The sequence below is a fragment of the Actinoallomurus acanthiterrae genome (genome assembly GCF_054775715.1).
In genome coordinates this window covers 2,334,368-2,350,811 of record NZ_BAAHCO010000001.1, presented here as the reverse complement: position 1 = coordinate 2,350,811, position 16,444 = coordinate 2,334,368, and the positions used below count along the sequence as shown (strand labels likewise).

Sequence of the window (16,444 nt, the reverse complement as noted above, 5' to 3'; positions counted from 1 at the left end):
GAAATTTGCTGAGCGTCATGGCGACCCGTACCACGATCAAATGAGCGCGCCCGAGAGCGATTGGACGCGCCCAGATCTTCGCCCGCCGAGGCGGCGCCGACGGCGACCGTGGATCGTCGCATCGGTGATCGTCCTTGTGCTGCTCGTTCTCCTCGTCGTCCTGGACCGGTTCGCGGCCGCGTACGCCGAGAGCCGCATCGCCGATGAGATCCAGAAACAGGGCTTCGGCACACGTCCCGACGTGACGATCCACGGCTTCCCCTTCGTGACCCAGGTCCTGGACCGGCACTTCCCGCACGCCCACATGACCGCGCGCGGCGTACGGGAGGGGCCGATCACCATCAGCCGCATCGACGGCGACGTACGCGACGTCCGCGTCGACTCGGGGTTCCGCAAGGGCACCCTCGGCCGGGTGGACGGCACCGCGACCATCGCCTTCGGCGAGCTGGCCAAGGTGTCCGATCAACCGGGCGTGAAGTTCTCCGCCGACGGGCCCGACAAGGTGAAGGGCGACGTCGACTTCGGCATCGCCTCCGGCACGGTGGTCTGGCAGATCACCAAGGTCGGCCGGAACCAGATCCGCGTCCACCCCCTGTCGGCCGAGGGCTTCTCCCTCGGAGACCTCGACCAGGATCTCGACTTCACCGTGCCGGTCGACGGGCTGCCGCTCGGCCTGACGTTCCAGAGCCTGTCGGTCACCGCCAAGGGCGTCGAGCTCCGCGTCACCGGTTCCCACATCGCGTTCGGCGGCTGACCCGCGCCGGCCGCTACGGAGCGGTGCCGCGGGCGCGGGCGGCGCGGGCGTACTGGTCGTCGAAACGGCGCGGGAACGGCAGCATGCGGTGGCGTTCGCGCCATCGGGCGAGCTGGCGCACGGCGTTGCAGCCCGCCGCCGTGATGATCCGGTCGGCCTCGGCGAACAGCGGCCAGGCCGGATAGACGTCGCGGTGCGCGACCTCCGGCGGCAGGGCGTCCGGGCGGCTCGGCGACACGAGCGTGAGGTACGGCCGCGCGCCCTCGATCGCCGCGATGTCCTGCGCGTACGCGACGAGCTGGATCAGCTCGTCCGCAGGCCCGGAGTGGACGATGAGCCAGCCGCCGGGCTCGACCGGGACGGCGGGACGCGGCTCCGGTGGATCGTCCAGCGCCAGGGGTGCGACGACGGACGACACCGCGTCGAGGTACGCGCGGTGGGCGCCGCCGACGGGCTCCACCAGCCAGGTCCGGTCGAACCTCAGAGGTTCCGGCGGCAGCAGCGGCCGGTAGGCGTCCCAGCGCAGCAGGCGGGCGAGGTGGACGACGCGGGTGCCGGGCGGCACGGCGGCGGCGCTCAGCTCGCCGGACAGCCCGGCCGGGAAGGCGTCCACGACCAGTTCGCGCGGACGCAACGCGGTGAGGGCCGCCCGCACCCACCTGGTGAGGTCGTCCCGGCCCAGGCCGGCGGGCGCGGACCGCACCCGGTGCCCGGACAGCACCCGCGGATCGCCGGCGAACGGGGAGCCGGTGAGGATCGTCACCGGCTCCTCCGTCAGCCCGCGGGTGTGGAGGTAGGCCCGGATCCGGGTGAGATGCCCCAGCCCGCCGCCGTGCGCGTAGCAGACGATCAACGCCGGACTCTCCGCGTGGGCCGGTGTCTGGGGCGCTTCACCCTGCGCATCCGGATTCAGGCCCGCCGTACGGTCATTCAGGCCGCCGTACGGTCTCGGTCAGCACGGCCAGGTATCCGGCCGTCTCGGCCTCGGGGGTGAAGTCCCGGCGGACGCGTTCACCCGCGGCGGCCCCCAGCTTGGCGAGCCGCTCGTCCGTGGCACGGGCCGCACGGTCGACGGCCGCGCGGCAGCCGTGGGCGTCGCCCGCCCGGAACGTGAAGCCGATCTCCTCGTCCGCCACGTCGGCCAGGCCGCCGGCGTCCGAGGCCAGCAGCGGCACGCCGAGCGCCGCCGCCTCCAGGGCGACGTTCGGCAGCCCGTCGTAGAAGGACGGGAGCGCGACCAGGTCACAGGCCGCGTAGGCGCCCGGCAGGTCGTACCGGTCCTGGAACGGCATCCGGGTGTGGGCCACGGCGTCCAGGCGGGTCTCCATCCCGTCCTCGACCTCGCCGACGAGGAGCAGGTGGAACGCCGGTGCGTGGCCGGAGGTGAGCAGCGCGTCGAGCAGGAATCCCACGCCCTTCTTGTTCTTCAGCTGCCCGATCAGGCCGATCACGCGGCGGCCGGGCTCGACGTGGGTCGCGCGCCACTCCCGCGCGCGGGCGCGCTCGGAGGGCAGGACCTCCCAGTTCGCCGTGTCGACGCTGTTGGCCACCCAGGTCACGGCGGCCCCCGGAACGAGCGCGGACACCAGCGGAGCGTGGGAGCGGGCCACCACGCAGACGCGGGCGGAGCCGCGCAGCGCCGTCAGCAGCGCCTCCCGGCGGCGCAGCGAGAAGACGCCGGTGTCGAAGTCGTTGCCGCGCAGCAGCGTGACCAGCGGAGCGCCGAGCCAGGCCGCCAGGACCGGGGCGCCGACGACGGCGTACGTGCCGCCGAACGCGACGACGTGGGTGTACTCCTCACCGACCAACTCCGTCCACAGCCGGCGCAGTGCGTGCTCGGGGTTGTCCTCCAGCGGAACGACCAGCAGCCGGCCGCCCGCCTCACGATCCACTCGCCACGGCCGCGACCGGCGCGTCAGGTGCGCCACGTCGATCTCCACGCCCGCCCGGCGCAGTCCCCGCACGATGCGGTCACAGGACTCGGCCATGCCGCCGCGGCTCGGCGGGTAGTGCTCGGTGATCCACAGAACGCGCATCAGCTGTCGACCCAGTCGTTCCCGTCGTCGCCGCCGACGTCGAACCCGCCGTCGTCACCGGTGTCCCCGCCGACGTCGAAACCGTCGTCGAACTGGTTGCGGTCGTAGGAGTCGAACTGCGAGTACCACAGCGGGTCGCTGTACTGCCCGGAGCTCTGCTCGTAGTACCGGCGGCGGTAGCCGCGCGCCCACCCCGGGTGGAAGGGGTCCGCGTAGCCCTGCGCGGCGGCGCACTCCGGGCACAGCCCCTGGGGGTCGACGTGCTCGCCGCACACCGGCCGGCCGCAGCGGCAGACGGTGACCGACGGCCGCCCGCACCGGCCGAGCAGGAAGAAACCGGTCGTCACGGCACAGGGATTCACGCCGTTCTCCTCCCCGTCGTCGCCGACGGCGTCCACCGGAACGGCTCGGTCGCCACCGCCAGGATCCACTGGACCATGTCCACCTCGGCGGGCGCGGGGGCGACCTTCATCGTCGAACTGATCACCGTCCGCTTGCCGGACTTGACGCGCACCGCGATCCAGGGCGGCGGCGGAGTGTCCGGCCGCCGCACGTCCGTGCCGGGCGGCAGCGTCCGCTTCGCGGTGATCCGCTGCACCGTCTTCGTCTTGGTCTTCGTCTTGTGCTTCCCACGCGGGTTGACCTTGTGGATCTTGCGGTAGCGGACCCGGTCGGTGACGTTCAGCTCGAGGACGCTGCCGTCACGCAGCACCGCCCGCACCGCGAGCCACGGGTCGAGCGCGAACCACTCGGTGATGCTCCGGATGGGCCGCCGGGCCGGCAGCCGATGGCTCGGCCCTGCCTTGCCGGGCACCTTGGGCCCGCGAAGGTCGACGGTGACGCCGACGAGGCCGTCCGGCGCGACGTCTTCGCACAGCACCCGGATCAGCGGGACCAGCACCGTCACCGTCCGGTCCGGCAGGCGCCACTTGCGCCGCTTCACGGTGCCCTCATGGTGGGCGAGGCTGGCCACCACGGCGTTCCACTCGGCCGGCGGAAGCGTGACGGATGCGGTGCGCTGCCAGATGAGCCCCTGGTGAACCGGGTGAAACCCCTCGATCGCCGTCCGTGTCTTCCGCCAGAACATGGCGGGACCCTATCAACCGGACATGACGCGCCATAGGCGTTCAGAGTGTCACGGTGTTGTACACGTCGGCGAGGCGGGAGCGGGAGGCGGACCAGGTGAAGTCGGCCATGACGCGCTTGCGTCCGCGGTCGCCCATGGCGCGGGCGGCGTCCGGGTACTCCAGCAGGACGCGGAGCGCGCGGGCCAGCTCGGCGGGGCGGTCGGCGGCGACCAGCCGGCCGTGTTCGCCGTCGGTCATCAGCTCGCGTACGGCGGGCAGGTCGGAGGCGACCACGGGGACGCCGGCGGCCATGGACTCCAGGATCTTCAGGGGCGCGCAGCCCTGGTCGAGGTTGCGGGCGCAGCCGGTGAGCGGCGCGACGGAGACGGCCGCGCCCGCCAGCCAGGCGGCGACCTCCGGGTGCGGGAGCGTGAACCGCCAGACGAGGCGGTCCGCGACGCCGAGGCGTTCGGCGAGACGGCGCAGCGGGCGGGCGCGGCGTTCGGGCACGGACGAGCAGATGACGAGCCGCAGGTCGGTCAGGTCCGCGAGCCGCGCGAACGCCCGGAGCAGCACGTCGAGGCCCTGCCACGGCTGGAGGGCCCCGACGTAGATGAGGTACCCGTCGGGTGCCCCGTCCGGGCGCGCCGTCGTGTCCCGTACGTCGGCGCCGTTCGGCACCAGGTGGAGCTTCGCCTCCGGCACGCCCCGTCGTGACAGGGCCGACGCGATGACCCGCGACGGCACGACGACCGCGTCGGCGCGGTCCAGGCAGACGCGCTCGAGATCCGCGATCTTGGCCAGCGTGGCGGGGGTCACCGACGGCCGGGTGTGCGTCAGCTCCACCGAGGGCAGGCCGTTGACCTCGTAGACGACGCGATATCCCCGATCGGGGAGGGTGACCACGGGCAGCGCGCTCCACGGGTCGCGGACGTGGCAGATCCGCAGGGTCTCCCGGTGGGGCTCCAGGTGCGCGGCGACCCACCGGGAGAACGCCTCCGCACGGTCGAGCAGGTTCGGGATCTGCTCGCCGAAGCGGGCGATCTCGACGCCGCCGGGCTCCCGCTGGTAGCGCGGCAGGCCTCCACCGCCGAGCACGCCGAGCAGGCCACCGTCGAAGCGCGCGAACAGCTCGGCCGCCATGTGGCCGATGTGCACGGCCGATCCCTTGCTCGACGGGAAGCGGTCGAACGCGAAGTACGCGGCGCGGACCGCCGCGCGCCCTTCATCGCTCATGCCGCGGGCTCCTTACGCGAGTACCCGGCACGGACCGCCGCGTGCGCTTCATCACTCATGCCACCGGCTCCATACGCAAGTACGCGATGCGGACCACCGCGCGCCTCACAACGGTCATCTCACCGGCTCCGTACGCGAGTGCGCGGCGCGGACCGCCGCGTGCCGTCCATCGCTCATGCCGCGGGCTCCGTACGCTCGCGGTGCCAGCGGACCTGGTCGGCCAGGCCCTCGGCCAGTCCGATCCGCGCGGACCAGCCGAGCAGGCGCCCGGCCTTCGTCGTGTCGGCCCACGTGCGCGCCGCGTCCCCGGCCGCCGGGGCCTGTTCGCGCACCCGGGGCCGTACGCCCAGCAGTCCGGCCAGCAGGGCGATGGCGTCCCGGACGGTGACGGACTCCGGGTGCCCGACGTTGAGGACGGTGCCCGGCGGGAGGTCCGCGGTGGTCGCGGCGAGGGTCGCGGCGGTCACGTCGGCGACGTGGGTGAAGGCGCGTGACTGGCCGCCGTCGCCGAAGACCGGCAGGGGCCGGCCCGTGCCGCCTCGATGAACCGGTGGAAGGCCATGTCGGGGCGCTGCCGTGGGCCGTACACCGAGAAGTAGCGCAGGGTCACGGTCCGCAGGCCCTCCTCCGCCGCCCGCGCGGCGAGGCGTTCGACGGCGACCTTCGTCGTCGCGTACGGGCTGGCGGGACGCGGCGGGTCGTCCTCACGGTGCGGGCGGGCATCGGCGGAACCGTACACCGACGAGCTCGACGCGATCACCACACGTGGGCGGTGGCCGGGCGCCACGGCCTGGCAGGCGGTGAGCAGCCGCCGGGTCGCGGTGACGTTGTCGCGTTCGGCGACGGCGGCTCCGGCGCCCCAGGACGTGCGCACTCCGGGCCGGCGCCAGGTGGACGACCGCGTCGGCGTCGGCGAGCTTGGTCAGGTCGTCCGTCGCCAGGTCGGTCTCGACGAGGGTGACGCCGGCCCGGTCGGCCAGGCATGCCCAGGTGTCCCGTGCGGCGTCCGGCGCGGCGGACCGGTGGAGGGCGTCGACGGCGAGCACCTCATGGCCCGCCCGGGCCATCGCCTCCGCCACATGGCCGCCGATGAACCCGGCCGCCCCCGTCACCACCACCCGCACGGGGGGCAACCTTATTCGACGGCGGTCGTCCGGGAGACGGCCCATGCTCCGATCCGGCGGATCAGCGCCGGGGTGGCGGCGCTCTCGGCGTGGCCGTAGCCGGGTTCGATCCACAGCTCGCGCGGGTCGCGCGCCGCGCCGTACAGCTGTTCGGCGTGGTCGATCGGCAGGAACGGGTCCTGGTCGCCGTGCACGATGAGCAGCGGTGTCGGCGCGATGCGCCCCGCGACCTCGTGCGGCGCCGCCGGCACCGTCGCCCAGGCGCCACCGGCGATCCGTGTCCTCCTGACGACGCGGGCGGCCAGGCGGCCCGATCGCCGCTCGATGGCCCAGTGGACGCGGCGCATCGGCTTGGTGTCGCGGTAGTACCACCGGGCCGGGGCGCTCACCGCGACGACCGCGTTCACTCCTCCGTGCAGGGCCGCGTGGCGGACCACGACGGCCCCGCCCATCGAGAAGCCGACGAGCCCGACGCGCTCGTATCCGAGGTGACGGGCATGGCGGACGGCGGCGTCGACGTCGAGGACCTCGCGGTCACCGACCGTGGACCGGCCGCCGGACCGCCCGTGGCCGCGAAAGTCGATCGCGATGACGCCGCCGACCTTGTTGAGCACGGCGGCGATCCGCCGCGTGGTCGGCTGCCGCCACGCGCCGGTGAACCCGTGCGCGAGGACCAGGCACAGGCCGTCCGGGCCGGGCAGGTGGCCGGCGTCGATCCGGACGCCGTCCATCGAATGCAGAGTCAGGGGCTGAACACTCACACCGTCCATCGTGCCCGCACCCGCGCGCTCTGGACGTCGCGCGGCCGGACGAAGATCCGCCGGACGGCCCCTGACAGCGGCCGTGGCCCGGGATCGGTGCCCGGCCGACGGCGCCGTACGGCGGGTTCAGCGTTTGATGTAGTCGACGAGTTGCTCGCGTTCGGTCTCGAGCTCGGCGATCGTGGTCTTCACGACGTCGCCGATGCTGACGATCCCGACGAGACTCCCGTCGCGGACGACCGGGAGGTGACGGATGCGGTGCTCCGTCATGATGCCCCGCAGGCCGTCCACGTCGTCGGTGGGCGCGCACGTGCGCACCGGCGTGGTCATGATCGTCGACACCGGAGCGTCCAGCAGCTCCGCGCCCCGCTCGTTCAGCCGCCGGACGATGTCACGCTCCGAGACGATGCCCTCGATCGTGTTGTGGTCGCTGGACACGACGACGGCACCGATGTTGTGCTCCGCGAGCAACGCGAGCAGCCGCCGTACGCTCTCGTGTGGAGCGATCGTGGCGACGTCCCCGCCCTTCGCGCGGAGAATCTCCGAAATTCGCATTTATCGACCTCCCGGCTGGTCGGGACCGGCATCACTACGCCAAGCATCCCCCCTCTCCGGGAAAACGTCACGGCTTCTGGGCAGCCGATCCGGCGGGCGCGGGTGTCTCGGACCCACTCGCCGGGGACGCGCCCTTCCCCTGGCCTGCGGCGAGATGGGCGAAAACGATCGTGTTGTCGAGGTAGCTGTGACCGTCGAAGTCGCCACCGCACGTGATCAGGCGGAGCCCGGCGAACCCGAGATCGCCGTAGACGCGTTGCGTCGGAAAGTGCTTCTTGGAGACCCGTTCGACCGAGTCGACGGTGAACGTCGCGACCACGCCGTCCCTGCGGGTCACCTCGACGGCGTCGCCGGGACGCAGGCTGCCGAGCCGGTAGAACACGGCCGGGCCCTTCTTGCTGTCGACGTGGCCGACGAGCACGGCGGGCCCGCGCTCCCCCGGTGACGGGCCCTTGTCGTACCAGCCGGCCAGATGCGCGCGCGACAGCGGCGGTACGGCGACGGATCCGTCATGGTCGAGGCCGACCTGGAGCAGGCGCGCGTGGATCCCGATCTTCGGGACGTCCAAGCGGAGCGGTACGGAGGCCCCGAGGGCCGGATGCGCCGACGGATCGACCGCAGCGCCCGACCGGGCGGCATGCTGATCCGGTCGCGGCGGTCCCGGGCTCTCACACGCGTCGAACCACAGGACCGCCGCGCCCGCCGCGATCAACCCGGCGGCCGCCCCGCCGCGGAGACGGCCGCCACGTGATCGTGATGATCGGCTACGAACGGGCACCGGTCCGGATCCGCCGGCGAGCAAGAAGACCCGTGCCACCCAGGATCAGAGAAAGCCCGGCGACGCCCAGCGGCACGTTCGTTCCCTGGCCACCACCGAACCCGGCGTGTACGGCCCCGGACGGGACCGCCCTCACCTGGGGGCGCATGTGCATGGGCCGGGCGTGCTCCGCCGGCTTCCCCTTCTCCTCCTCTTCGGAGCAGCAGCCGCCTGCCGACTCGTCACCGGAGACGGCATCGCCATCGCCACAGTGCTCGCCCTCACAGCCCGAGTCGCCGAACGCGAAGGGAGCGATACCGATGCCGCGGCGGTGGCGGTGGCGGAAGCCGCCGCAGCCGTCGCAGTGGTGCTGGCGGAGATCGCCGTCGCGGTCGCCGTCGCCATCGCCATCACCGTCGCCGTCGCCGTCGCCGTCCCGGCGAACCAGGGCGATCTTGTGCGCGCCCGCCGGGATCAGCGCCTGGCGGGCTCCCGTGTGGACGGCAACGTGCTGCACCCGGTGGTGCAGCGCCGCGTGCGCACCGCCCTGGGACGCGCCCAGAGCGGGTGAAGCCAGCCCGATCGTCAGTGCGGCCGCTGAAGCGGTTGTCAGGGTCAGGGTTTCGACCCTCATGAGTACCCCCTTGATGTCAGCGGCAGCCCGGACTGCTTCCCTGGCTGCCGGCATCGCCACCGCCCCCCTCATTCCCCCATCACCGACACTGCGACCAATGTCTCTATGCTCTTGATCAAATGATTACGGTGAGATGCGGACGCTTAGTGCGATCGGCCGCCCGGCCATTTTGGGAAAGACCGCGATCAGTCACTCCTTGCCGCGTTAAGCGGATTTCTCCGGACCTGTGGAGATGCCTGTGACCTGCTGAGACGTGCTCGGATCGGCATCGGCGACCGCGGTCGCGAGGACTTGCGACGCATCCGTCGCTTTTCATACCCGATCACAAGTCGCGGCAGACAGCCGACATATACGCCCGACGGGAAGACAGCACCGAAATCAAGCACCGGCCCGACGCGCAAGACGGGCGGCGAATCACCCGCAAGGCGGCAAATCGCACTGGATTACCATTCGGGGGAATATACCGCGCCGATTGGCGGCCGGCCCCGCGTCCGCTCACGCCGAAAGGCACCGCTTCCCGGCCTCCCGATCGCCAGACCGCCGGTCCCGGTCGCCAAGCCGCCGCTCCCCGGCCTGCCGGTCCCCGGTGCGCCGCTCTCCGGCCTCCCGATCGCCAAGCCGCCGCTCTCCGGCCTCCCGATCGCCGAGCCGCCGCTTCCCGGTCTCCCGATCACCGAGTCGCCGCTCCCGGGGCTGCCGATCGCCGGGGCGCCGGTCCGTGGGCCGGCGCCTGCGTGACGGGCGCCGACGCGGCCAGCGTTCGCGCTGCCGGGCCCGGTGCTCGACGCGGAGCTGGTTGATGAGCTGGTCCAGGTGGACGAGCAGGGCACCGCGGAGCGCCCACTCGACCGCGTCGTCGACGGGAAGGTTCTGGAGGATCCCCGCGACGTCGTCCCGGTGCCGGCCGGCCGCGGTCAGGGCCCTCTGGAGCTCCTTCTCCGCGTAGTCCGGGTCGCCGGCCACCTCGGAGCGGACCATGTGACCGTAGGCCCGGATCGCGTCCGCGAGGTCGTCCAGGGCGGCGGCGAGCACCTCGTGGCCGTGCCGCCCGTACACCGGGTCGCCGGCGCGCATCCCGTCCACGACGGCGCGGGCGAGTCCCCGCAGGTAGACCTGGAAGTGCTCCAGGGACTCCAGGCCGGTGCTCAGCACGACGCCGGCGTGGACGAGGCCGACCGCCCGGGGGTTGAGCTTGATGCTGTCCTCGGCGTCCTCCAGGGCCCGGCGCACCCGGCCGATCTCACGGCCGAGTTCGCGGGACCGCCGGAGCCAGTCGCACGCCTGGTCGCGGGACGGCTCGCCGCGCAGTCCCATCGCCATCCGATCGAGCAGTTCGGCCATCCGCCGGCTCAGGTCCTGAACCGCCTCCTCCGCGGGCTGGACGCGCAGCGGAGACAGGATGAGGCCGGCGATCAGCCCGGTGCCCGCCCCGATCAGGGTCTCGACCACCCGGTCGGCGGCGTTGAAGTTGCTGGGCAGGGACAGGATCAGCATCGCGCTAATGGCGACCTCCAGCACCTGGTCGCCGAGGCGCAGCGCGAATCCGAGCATGAGCGCCGCCGCGATGACCAGGCCGAGGGTCCACCAGGTGAAGCCGACGACATTGGCGAGCAGGACGGCGATCAGCACGCCGCCGACGACGCTGCCGATGCGCTGGACGGCCATGCGCACCGTCCGGTACAGCGTGACCTGCAGGACGAGGAGGGCCGTCAGCGGGGCCAGGGTCGGCCGGGCGCTCGTCATGGGGAGCACGCAGGCGACGAGGTAGGCGGCGACGGCCGTCGCCGTGAGCCGGGCGACGAGTGCCGTCTGCGGCTGGGTCTGGCGGCGGACGAGGTTGAAGGGTTGGACGACGCGTGCGGGAACGACAGTGGCGATGCTCATGAGGGAATCAGGAGAGGGGGGTCGAAGACAGGGGACAGACCGGGGCGGCGGACCGTCGAAGGTCACCGGGGGTACCGGCCGGGAGACGACCCGGGATACCGGGGCCGCCGGGCGCGCCCGCAGGGACCGGGCCGCACCTGCCCGGAGAACGGGCACGTAGGGTTTCATCGCATGCCGCCGTACGGATATTCCAGAGGGTCGCCGGGTTTACCGAAGAGAACCGTCTGATCTACCGAAAGGAGAGGTCAGCGGAGAGACGTGAGCCCCGCGCGGGCGGCGGCGATGGCGTTGGTCAGGCAGCGTTGCTCGCTCGCGGACCGGTCCTTGTCCGCCGGTTGCTCCTCGGTGTACTGCACGCGCAGGACGACGTTGCGGTATCGCACGGTCGCCTCTCCGACCGCGATCCGGACGTCCCGGTCGATCCAGTATCGCTCGAACGCCGCGTCGCCGAGGCCGCCGATCCGGCGCAGCGAACTCGTGTCGGCGGTCAGGTCCTTCTCCGCCTGCCGCCACTGCGCCTCGAACGACCAGACCGTCATACCGGTGGCCTGATCGTTCATGTATTTGGGCAGGAAGGCCCGCGCGTCGACCTGTACGGCGCGGAAGGTGCGTCCCTGCGTGAAGGAGTACTTGCAGACCCCGGCCGTCTCGCCGCCCATCCTGTCGATCTTCGGCGTGGTCGTCGGGACCAGCCGCCGTACTGTGTCGGCGGGCAGGATCCCGCACGCCGACGGCAGAGCCGCGAACACCGGCGGCTGCGCCACCTTGCGCGGCGTGTCGGCCGCCCGGGACCCGGTCGTGACCGGATGCGACCGTGACGGCGACGCCTCCGGCCGGCCTCCCCAGCGGCCGAACACGAAGACACCGGCGGCCGCCAGGCCCACCGCCAGCGCGACGAACGCGGCGACCACGAGACCGGCCGCACGCGGACGACGGCTCTGGGCCTTCGGCGCCTCCGGGGGTGAGTACACCCTGTGGAACGGCTCCGGTAGCCGCGGCAGTCCCAACCCTTCCTCCCACTCCTGTTCCCCGGACGGCCCGGGATGTCGGCTCGATGCGACCGTAACCGGCGATTCCCTCCCGAAACCAGAGTCATATGTCATGGTCGCGCTCCTCGCCTCCTCCGGTCGCCGACGCCGGAAACCGGTACCTCCGCATCCACCGGCCACCGACACCGGAAACCGGTCCCTCCACCGGCCTCCGACGACGGAACCGGCACCTCCACCGGCCACCGGCGCCGGCCGCCGGTACCCCCGTCTCCACCGGCTGCCGGAACCCCGGCCGCCGGTGCCTCCAGGACGGGCTCACCCGATTGTCGGTCGCAGGAGTCAGAATGGAATGTGCTGTTGAGCGAGATCACCGAGACCTCACGGGCCGTGGCCGCGACCTCCGGGCGACGGGCGAAGATCGAGCTGCTCGCCGCCTGCCTGCGTGACGCCGGCCCGGGCGAGACCGCGATCGCGGTGGCCTACCTCTCCGGTGAGCTGCCACAACGCCAGATCGGCGTGGGCTGGGCGGCCCTCCGGGACCGGCCCCCCGCGGCGGCGGAGGCGGCCCTGACCGTCGCCGAGGTCGACGCCGCGTTCACCACGATCGGCGCCGTCTCGGGTAAGGGTTCCGTCACCACCCGGCGACATCTGGTGGGTGAATTGTTCTCCCGCGCGACGGCCGCCGAGCAGAGTTTCCTCCTCCGCCTGCTGTCTGGCGAGCTCCGGCAGGGCGCTCTCGACGGTGTGATGGCCGACGCGATCGCCGCCGCCGCCGACGTGCCCGCCGCCGAGGTGCGCCGGGCCGTGATGTTCCGCGGCTCGCTCGGCGCGGTCGCCGCGACCGCCCTGTCCGAGGGCAGGGCCGCGCTTCGCGCGTTCGGGCTGGAGGTCGGGCGCCCGGTCAAGCCGATGCTCGCCGCCAGCGCGCCGTCCATCGAGGCGGCGCTGGAGAAGGTCAGCCCCGCGGCCGTCGAGTGGAAGCTCGACGGCATCCGGGTCCAGGCGCACGTCTCCGAGGGCGAGGTCCGCCTGTTCACCCGCACCCTGGACGAGATCACCAACCGGCTGCCCGAGACCGTCACCGCCCTCGGCGCGCTGCCCGTACGCACGGCCGTCTTCGACGGGGAGCTGATCGCGCTGCGCGACGACGGCCGTCCCCACCCGTTCCAGGTGACCTCCGCCCGCGTCGCCAGCCACGGCGTACGGCCGGGCTCCGAGCAGGCCGTGCCGCTGTCGGTGTTCCTGTTCGACGTGCTCCACCTCGACGGCGAGGATCTGATCGACCTGCCGGGTGAGAAGCGCGACGAGGCTCTCTCCCGGGTCGTCCCCGAGCCGCTGCGCATGCCGCGGATCGTCACGGCGTCCGTCGACGAGGCCGGCGCGTTCTTCCGCGACGCTCTGGCCCACGGCCACGAAGGCGTGCTGGTCAAGTCGCTCGACACCCCCTACACCGCCGGCCGTCGCGGCGCCGGGTGGATCAAGGTGAAGCCCCGCCACACGCTGGACCTGGTCGTCCTGGCCGTCGAATGGGGTCACGGCCGCCGCCGCGGGAAGCTGTCCAACCTGCACCTCGGCGCCCGCGACCCCGAGACCGGCGGGTTCGTGATGCTGGGCAAGACCTTCAAGGGCCTGACCGACGAGATGCTCGCCTGGCAGACGGAGCGGCTGCTCGCGCTGGAGTCGCACCGCGACGAGTTCACCGTCCACGTACGGCCCGAGCTCGTCGTCGAGATCGCCTTCGACGGCGTGCAGCGCAGCCCGCGGTATCCCGGCGGGATGGCACTGCGGTTCGCCCGGGTGCTCCGCCACCGGCCGGACAAGTCCGCCGCCGAGGCCGACACGGTCGACAGCGTGCGCACCATCGCCGGCTTCCCCACCTGACCGGCGCTCCCGCCGCTCCGCGACCGGGTCGGGAGGTCGCCAGGAGACGGCCCTTACGGCGTCCTCCCACCGTCTCGCGAGCGATCTCGGGAGGTCACCAAGGTGAAGGCCCCTACGACGTCCTCCCACGGCCTCGCGAGCGATCGGGAGGGCACCAAGGTGAGGGCCGCTACGGCGTCCTCCCGCCGCCTCGTGAGCGATCGTAGGTCGCCGGGGACTCCCCACGGCGTGCCGCCGGGTCCAGGCGACGGCGCGAGCCGACGGACCGCTCGTGGGAGATCAGATCGTGGCGGCCGGCGATGAACTCCTGCACCCAGATCTTGGCGCGGATCATCGGGCGGCGGATGCGCTGCTCACGGCGGAGCGCCCGGCGGAACTTCCGCGTGCCCGGCCGGTACCTCCACCGGGCCCAGGGCGAGCCCGGGCGGGCCAGCCGGAACGCGCTGACGATGAGGACCACCGGCACGAACAGGCCGAGCAGCCCCGTCCAGATCTTGCCCTTGAACAGCGTGACGATCGCCAGCCCCAGGTTGGCCAGGATGTTGGCGAGGACGACGAGGAAGACCCCGAGGGGCACGGTCGTGCTCGTCCGCAGATCGCGGACGTCGCTGAGGCCGATCGGGCGTACACCGACCAGGATCAGGCCTGTCACCGCGATCGCGATGAACACCGCGTCGACCGAGGCGCGCCCCTCCTCCATCCAGTAGACGTCGCGCAGGTGCAGGATCAGCGCGAACTCGTCGAGGACCAGCGCGGCTCCCACCCCGAACAGCGAGGCCGCCCCGGCGTACCACAGCGTGTAGGAGTCGGGGATGGACAGCCCGGCGACGCCGCCGATCAGCATCAGCACGACCCCGAACACCACGTGGTGGATGTGCAGGTCACCGACCTCGACGTTCTTGAACCACCAGCGCACCTTGGCGCGGATCAGGCGAACGTTGATGCGCACGACGACGAACGTGACGATGAACGCCACGAAGAAGCAGAACAGCGGCAGCCGCCCGGTCTGGACGATGCGCTCGCTGAACAAACCCTCCATGGTGGCCCCCGACGTCATACATCCCCATCATGACCCATTCCGGTCGGCCATAACGCTTGACGTCGGGGGGACGGCCCGGCTCGAGAGGCTATGGGCCGACGTCAGCCGTTGAGGCGCACCGGATTCACGAGATCGGCGTAGATCAGCAGAGCGCCCATCGTGATGATCACCACAGCCATGGCGTACGTCAGCGGGAGGGCCTTGGCGACGTCCACGTGGCCGGGGTCGGGCCGGCGGGCGATCCGGGCGATGCCCTTCTTCAGCGCCTCCCACAGCGCGCCCGCGATGTGCCCGCCGTCCAGCGGCAGCAGCGGCACCAGGTTGAACATGCCCACCGCGAAGTTCACCGTGCCGAGCATCATGAGGAAGAACGCGAGCTTGTCCAGCCCCGGCTCCTTCGACGCGGCGATCTCCCCGCCGATCCGGCTGGCCCCGACGACGCCGATGGGGCCGTTCGGGTCGCGTTTCTTGTCGCTGAAGGCGGCGTTCCAGACGCCGACCATCTTCTTCGGCATGTTGATCAGCGAGCCGACGGTGCGCTTCGTCAGGTCGGTCATCGTGCTGACGACCACGCCCGGGCCCTGGCGTTCGCGGGCGCTCGTCGGGCTGATCCCGAGGAACCCGACGGTCTCGGTCTTGTCCGGGTCGGTCAGCGACTGCATCTGGTTCGTGGTGACGGGAACGCTCAGCGGGACGTCCTGGCCGCCCCGCTGGACCACGACCGGCACCGTACGGCCGCCGGACGCCCGGATCAGGCCCTGCAGCTGCTGGTACGAGTGGATCTTGCGGCCTTCGTAGGAGACGATCCGGTCGCCGGCCTGCAGTCCCGCCTTGACGGCCGGGGTCACCGGGTCGCTCGCCTGGCACTCGCGGCCCGCCTGCGCGGCCGGGATCGTGCACTTCGACACCGACGCGATCACCGGCTGCAGCGTCGACACGCCGATCCCCATGACGACGACGCTGATGAACACGAACGCCAGCACCAGGTTCATGAACGGCCCGGCGAACATGATGATGACCTTCTGCCACCACTTCTTGCGGTAGAAGACGCGGTCCTCGTCACCCGGCCCGACCTCTTCCAGGGCGGCGCCGCGCGCCGACTCGATGAGCCCCTGGAACGGCCCGGTGGACGACTGGCGGACGGTGCCCGGCTCGTCGCCCTTCCGCGGCGGCAGCATCCCGATCATGCGGATGTATCCGCCCAGCGGGATCCACTTGACGCCGTACTCGGTCTCGCCCTTGCGCCGGGACCACAGGGTGGGCCCGAAGCCGACCATGAACTGCGGGACGCGGACGCCGAAGAGCTTCGCGAAGGACATGTGGCCCAGCTCGTGCAAGGCGATCGAGGCGAGCAGCCCGAGGAAGAAGACGACGATGCCCACCACGAAAAGCACGCTCATTGCCCGCCCACGCTCCTCACCCGTCCTGCCGCCGGCGTCCGCCGGACACCGCGCCGCCTGACCGCTCCGCTCGCCGTGCCGCGCACGCTCACCGGTAGGCCTCCGAGATCTCGACCCGGTCAAGCGTATGCCGAAAATCAGCGCTCCATGGCCGCGAGCGCTCCAGCGGGCCGTCTCCGATCGGCCCGGCGATCCTTACCTCTGCGGTCGCCGGCCGTTCCTCGGCGACCACGCCGCCCACCCGGCGGGCGGAACCCGTCGGCGAGACGCCGGGCCGCACCCGGACATTCCGGGCGAGCCAACCGGCTCGCCCGGATTCCGTACGGC

15 protein-coding genes and 1 pseudogene are annotated in these 16,444 nt (G+C 72.2%); 3 read left to right on the top strand and 13 right to left on the bottom strand.

Annotated elements, in window-relative coordinates; all coding sequences use genetic code 11:
- Positions 1-124: 124 nt before the first annotated feature.
- Positions 125-754, top strand: a complete 630-nt coding sequence (locus tag ACYVF7_RS11600) for an LmeA family phospholipid-binding protein (protein WP_460338729.1) — start codon at positions 125-127, stop codon at positions 752-754.
- Positions 755-767: 13 nt separating this feature from the next.
- On the opposite strand, the gene ACYVF7_RS11595 is transcribed toward ACYVF7_RS11600, so the two are convergent.
- From ACYVF7_RS11595 to ACYVF7_RS11555, 9 genes and pseudogenes are all read right to left on the bottom strand, one after another.
- Entirely contained in the window at positions 768-1,607 is an 840-nt protein-coding gene (locus ACYVF7_RS11595; RefSeq protein ID WP_460338726.1) for a hypothetical protein, read from the bottom strand.
- A 73-nt stretch (positions 1,608-1,680) separates the two neighbouring features.
- The gene (locus ACYVF7_RS11590; RefSeq protein ID WP_460338724.1) at positions 1,681-2,790 is read right to left on the bottom strand and encodes a glycosyltransferase family 4 protein; all 1,110 of its coding nucleotides are present in this window, start codon (positions 2,788-2,790) and stop codon (positions 1,681-1,683) included.
- Positions 2,790-3,152, bottom strand: coding sequence for a hypothetical protein (locus ACYVF7_RS11585; protein ID WP_460338722.1), 363 nt, complete (start codon positions 3,150-3,152; stop codon positions 2,790-2,792). Before ACYVF7_RS11585 ends, ACYVF7_RS11590 begins: the two co-directional genes overlap by 1 nt.
- Entirely contained in the window at positions 3,149-3,877 is a 729-nt protein-coding gene (locus ACYVF7_RS11580) for a hypothetical protein (RefSeq protein WP_460338720.1), read from the bottom strand. The genes ACYVF7_RS11585 and ACYVF7_RS11580 overlap by 4 nt, the downstream gene beginning before the upstream one ends.
- Before the next feature lie 40 nt (positions 3,878-3,917).
- Positions 3,918-5,093, bottom strand: coding sequence for a glycosyltransferase (locus tag ACYVF7_RS11575; protein WP_460338718.1), 1,176 nt, complete (start codon positions 5,091-5,093; stop codon positions 3,918-3,920).
- 173 nt (positions 5,094-5,266) lie between these two features.
- Positions 5,267-6,160: pseudogene (locus tag ACYVF7_RS11570) on the bottom strand (NAD-dependent epimerase/dehydratase family protein).
- A 68-nt stretch (positions 6,161-6,228) separates the two neighbouring features.
- Positions 6,229-6,987 carry an alpha/beta hydrolase gene (locus ACYVF7_RS11565; protein WP_460338716.1) on the bottom strand — a complete coding sequence of 253 codons (759 nt, stop codon included), beginning with the start codon at positions 6,985-6,987 and terminating at the stop codon, positions 6,229-6,231.
- Between the two features lie 117 nt (positions 6,988-7,104).
- On the bottom strand, positions 7,105-7,533 hold the full coding sequence (locus ACYVF7_RS11560) for a CBS domain-containing protein (RefSeq protein WP_460338714.1): 429 nt from the start codon (positions 7,531-7,533) through the stop codon (positions 7,105-7,107).
- Positions 7,534-7,600: 67 nt separating this feature from the next.
- The gene (locus ACYVF7_RS11555) at positions 7,601-8,311 is read right to left on the bottom strand and encodes a class F sortase (RefSeq protein WP_460338712.1); all 711 of its coding nucleotides are present in this window, start codon (positions 8,309-8,311) and stop codon (positions 7,601-7,603) included.
- A gap of 163 nt (positions 8,312-8,474) precedes the next feature.
- On the opposite strand from ACYVF7_RS11555, the gene ACYVF7_RS11550 reads away from it, so the two are divergent.
- The gene (locus ACYVF7_RS11550) at positions 8,475-8,861 is read left to right on the top strand and encodes a hypothetical protein (RefSeq protein WP_460338710.1); all 387 of its coding nucleotides are present in this window, start codon (positions 8,475-8,477) and stop codon (positions 8,859-8,861) included.
- Positions 8,862-9,419: 558 nt separating this feature from the next.
- On the opposite strand, the gene ACYVF7_RS11545 is transcribed toward ACYVF7_RS11550, so the two are convergent.
- Both ACYVF7_RS11545 and ACYVF7_RS11540 read right to left on the bottom strand, forming a co-directional pair.
- Positions 9,420-10,808: an FUSC family protein gene (locus ACYVF7_RS11545; RefSeq protein ID WP_460338708.1), complete on the bottom strand. Its 1,389-nt coding sequence runs from the start codon at positions 10,806-10,808 to the stop codon at positions 9,420-9,422.
- 245 nt (positions 10,809-11,053) lie between these two features.
- On the bottom strand, positions 11,054-11,815 hold the full coding sequence (locus ACYVF7_RS11540) for a hypothetical protein (RefSeq protein ID WP_460338706.1): 762 nt from the start codon (positions 11,813-11,815) through the stop codon (positions 11,054-11,056).
- A gap of 333 nt (positions 11,816-12,148) precedes the next feature.
- Between ACYVF7_RS11540 and ACYVF7_RS11535 the strand changes: the two genes are divergently transcribed.
- Positions 12,149-13,678 (top strand): ATP-dependent DNA ligase, encoded by a 1,530-nt coding sequence (locus ACYVF7_RS11535; RefSeq protein ID WP_460338704.1) that lies wholly within the window; start codon positions 12,149-12,151, stop codon positions 13,676-13,678.
- Between the two features lie 169 nt (positions 13,679-13,847).
- Here the strand turns inward: ACYVF7_RS11535 and ACYVF7_RS11530 are convergent, their stop codons facing one another.
- Positions 13,848-14,735, bottom strand: a complete 888-nt coding sequence (locus ACYVF7_RS11530; RefSeq protein ID WP_460338702.1) for a hypothetical protein — start codon at positions 14,733-14,735, stop codon at positions 13,848-13,850.
- An 83-nt stretch (positions 14,736-14,818) separates the two neighbouring features.
- Positions 14,819-16,117: a M50 family metallopeptidase gene (locus ACYVF7_RS11525; RefSeq protein ID WP_460338700.1), complete on the bottom strand. Its 1,299-nt coding sequence runs from the start codon at positions 16,115-16,117 to the stop codon at positions 14,819-14,821.
- Between the last annotated feature and the right edge of the window lie 327 nt (positions 16,118-16,444).

Excerpts from the sequence above, each read along its gene's own strand:
- ACYVF7_RS11545 (WP_460338708.1), bottom strand. The coding sequence starts at position 10,808 with ATGAGCATCGCCACTGTCGTTCCCGCACGCGTCGTCCAACCCTTCAAC.
- ACYVF7_RS11560 (WP_460338714.1), bottom strand. The coding sequence starts at position 7,533 with ATGCGAATTTCGGAGATTCTCCGCGCGAAGGGCGGGGACGTCGCCACG.
- ACYVF7_RS11525 (WP_460338700.1), bottom strand. The coding sequence starts at position 16,117 with ATGAGCGTGCTTTTCGTGGTGGGCATCGTCGTCTTCTTCCTCGGGCTG.
- ACYVF7_RS11565 (WP_460338716.1), bottom strand. The coding sequence starts at position 6,987 with ATGGACGGTGTGAGTGTTCAGCCCCTGACTCTGCATTCGATGGACGGC.
- ACYVF7_RS11590 (WP_460338724.1), bottom strand. The coding sequence starts at position 2,790 with ATGCGCGTTCTGTGGATCACCGAGCACTACCCGCCGAGCCGCGGCGGC.
- ACYVF7_RS11580 (WP_460338720.1), bottom strand. The coding sequence starts at position 3,877 with ATGTTCTGGCGGAAGACACGGACGGCGATCGAGGGGTTTCACCCGGTT.
- ACYVF7_RS11575 (WP_460338718.1), bottom strand. The coding sequence starts at position 5,093 with ATGAGCGATGAAGGGCGCGCGGCGGTCCGCGCCGCGTACTTCGCGTTC.
- ACYVF7_RS11530 (WP_460338702.1), bottom strand. The coding sequence starts at position 14,735 with ATGACGTCGGGGGCCACCATGGAGGGTTTGTTCAGCGAGCGCATCGTC.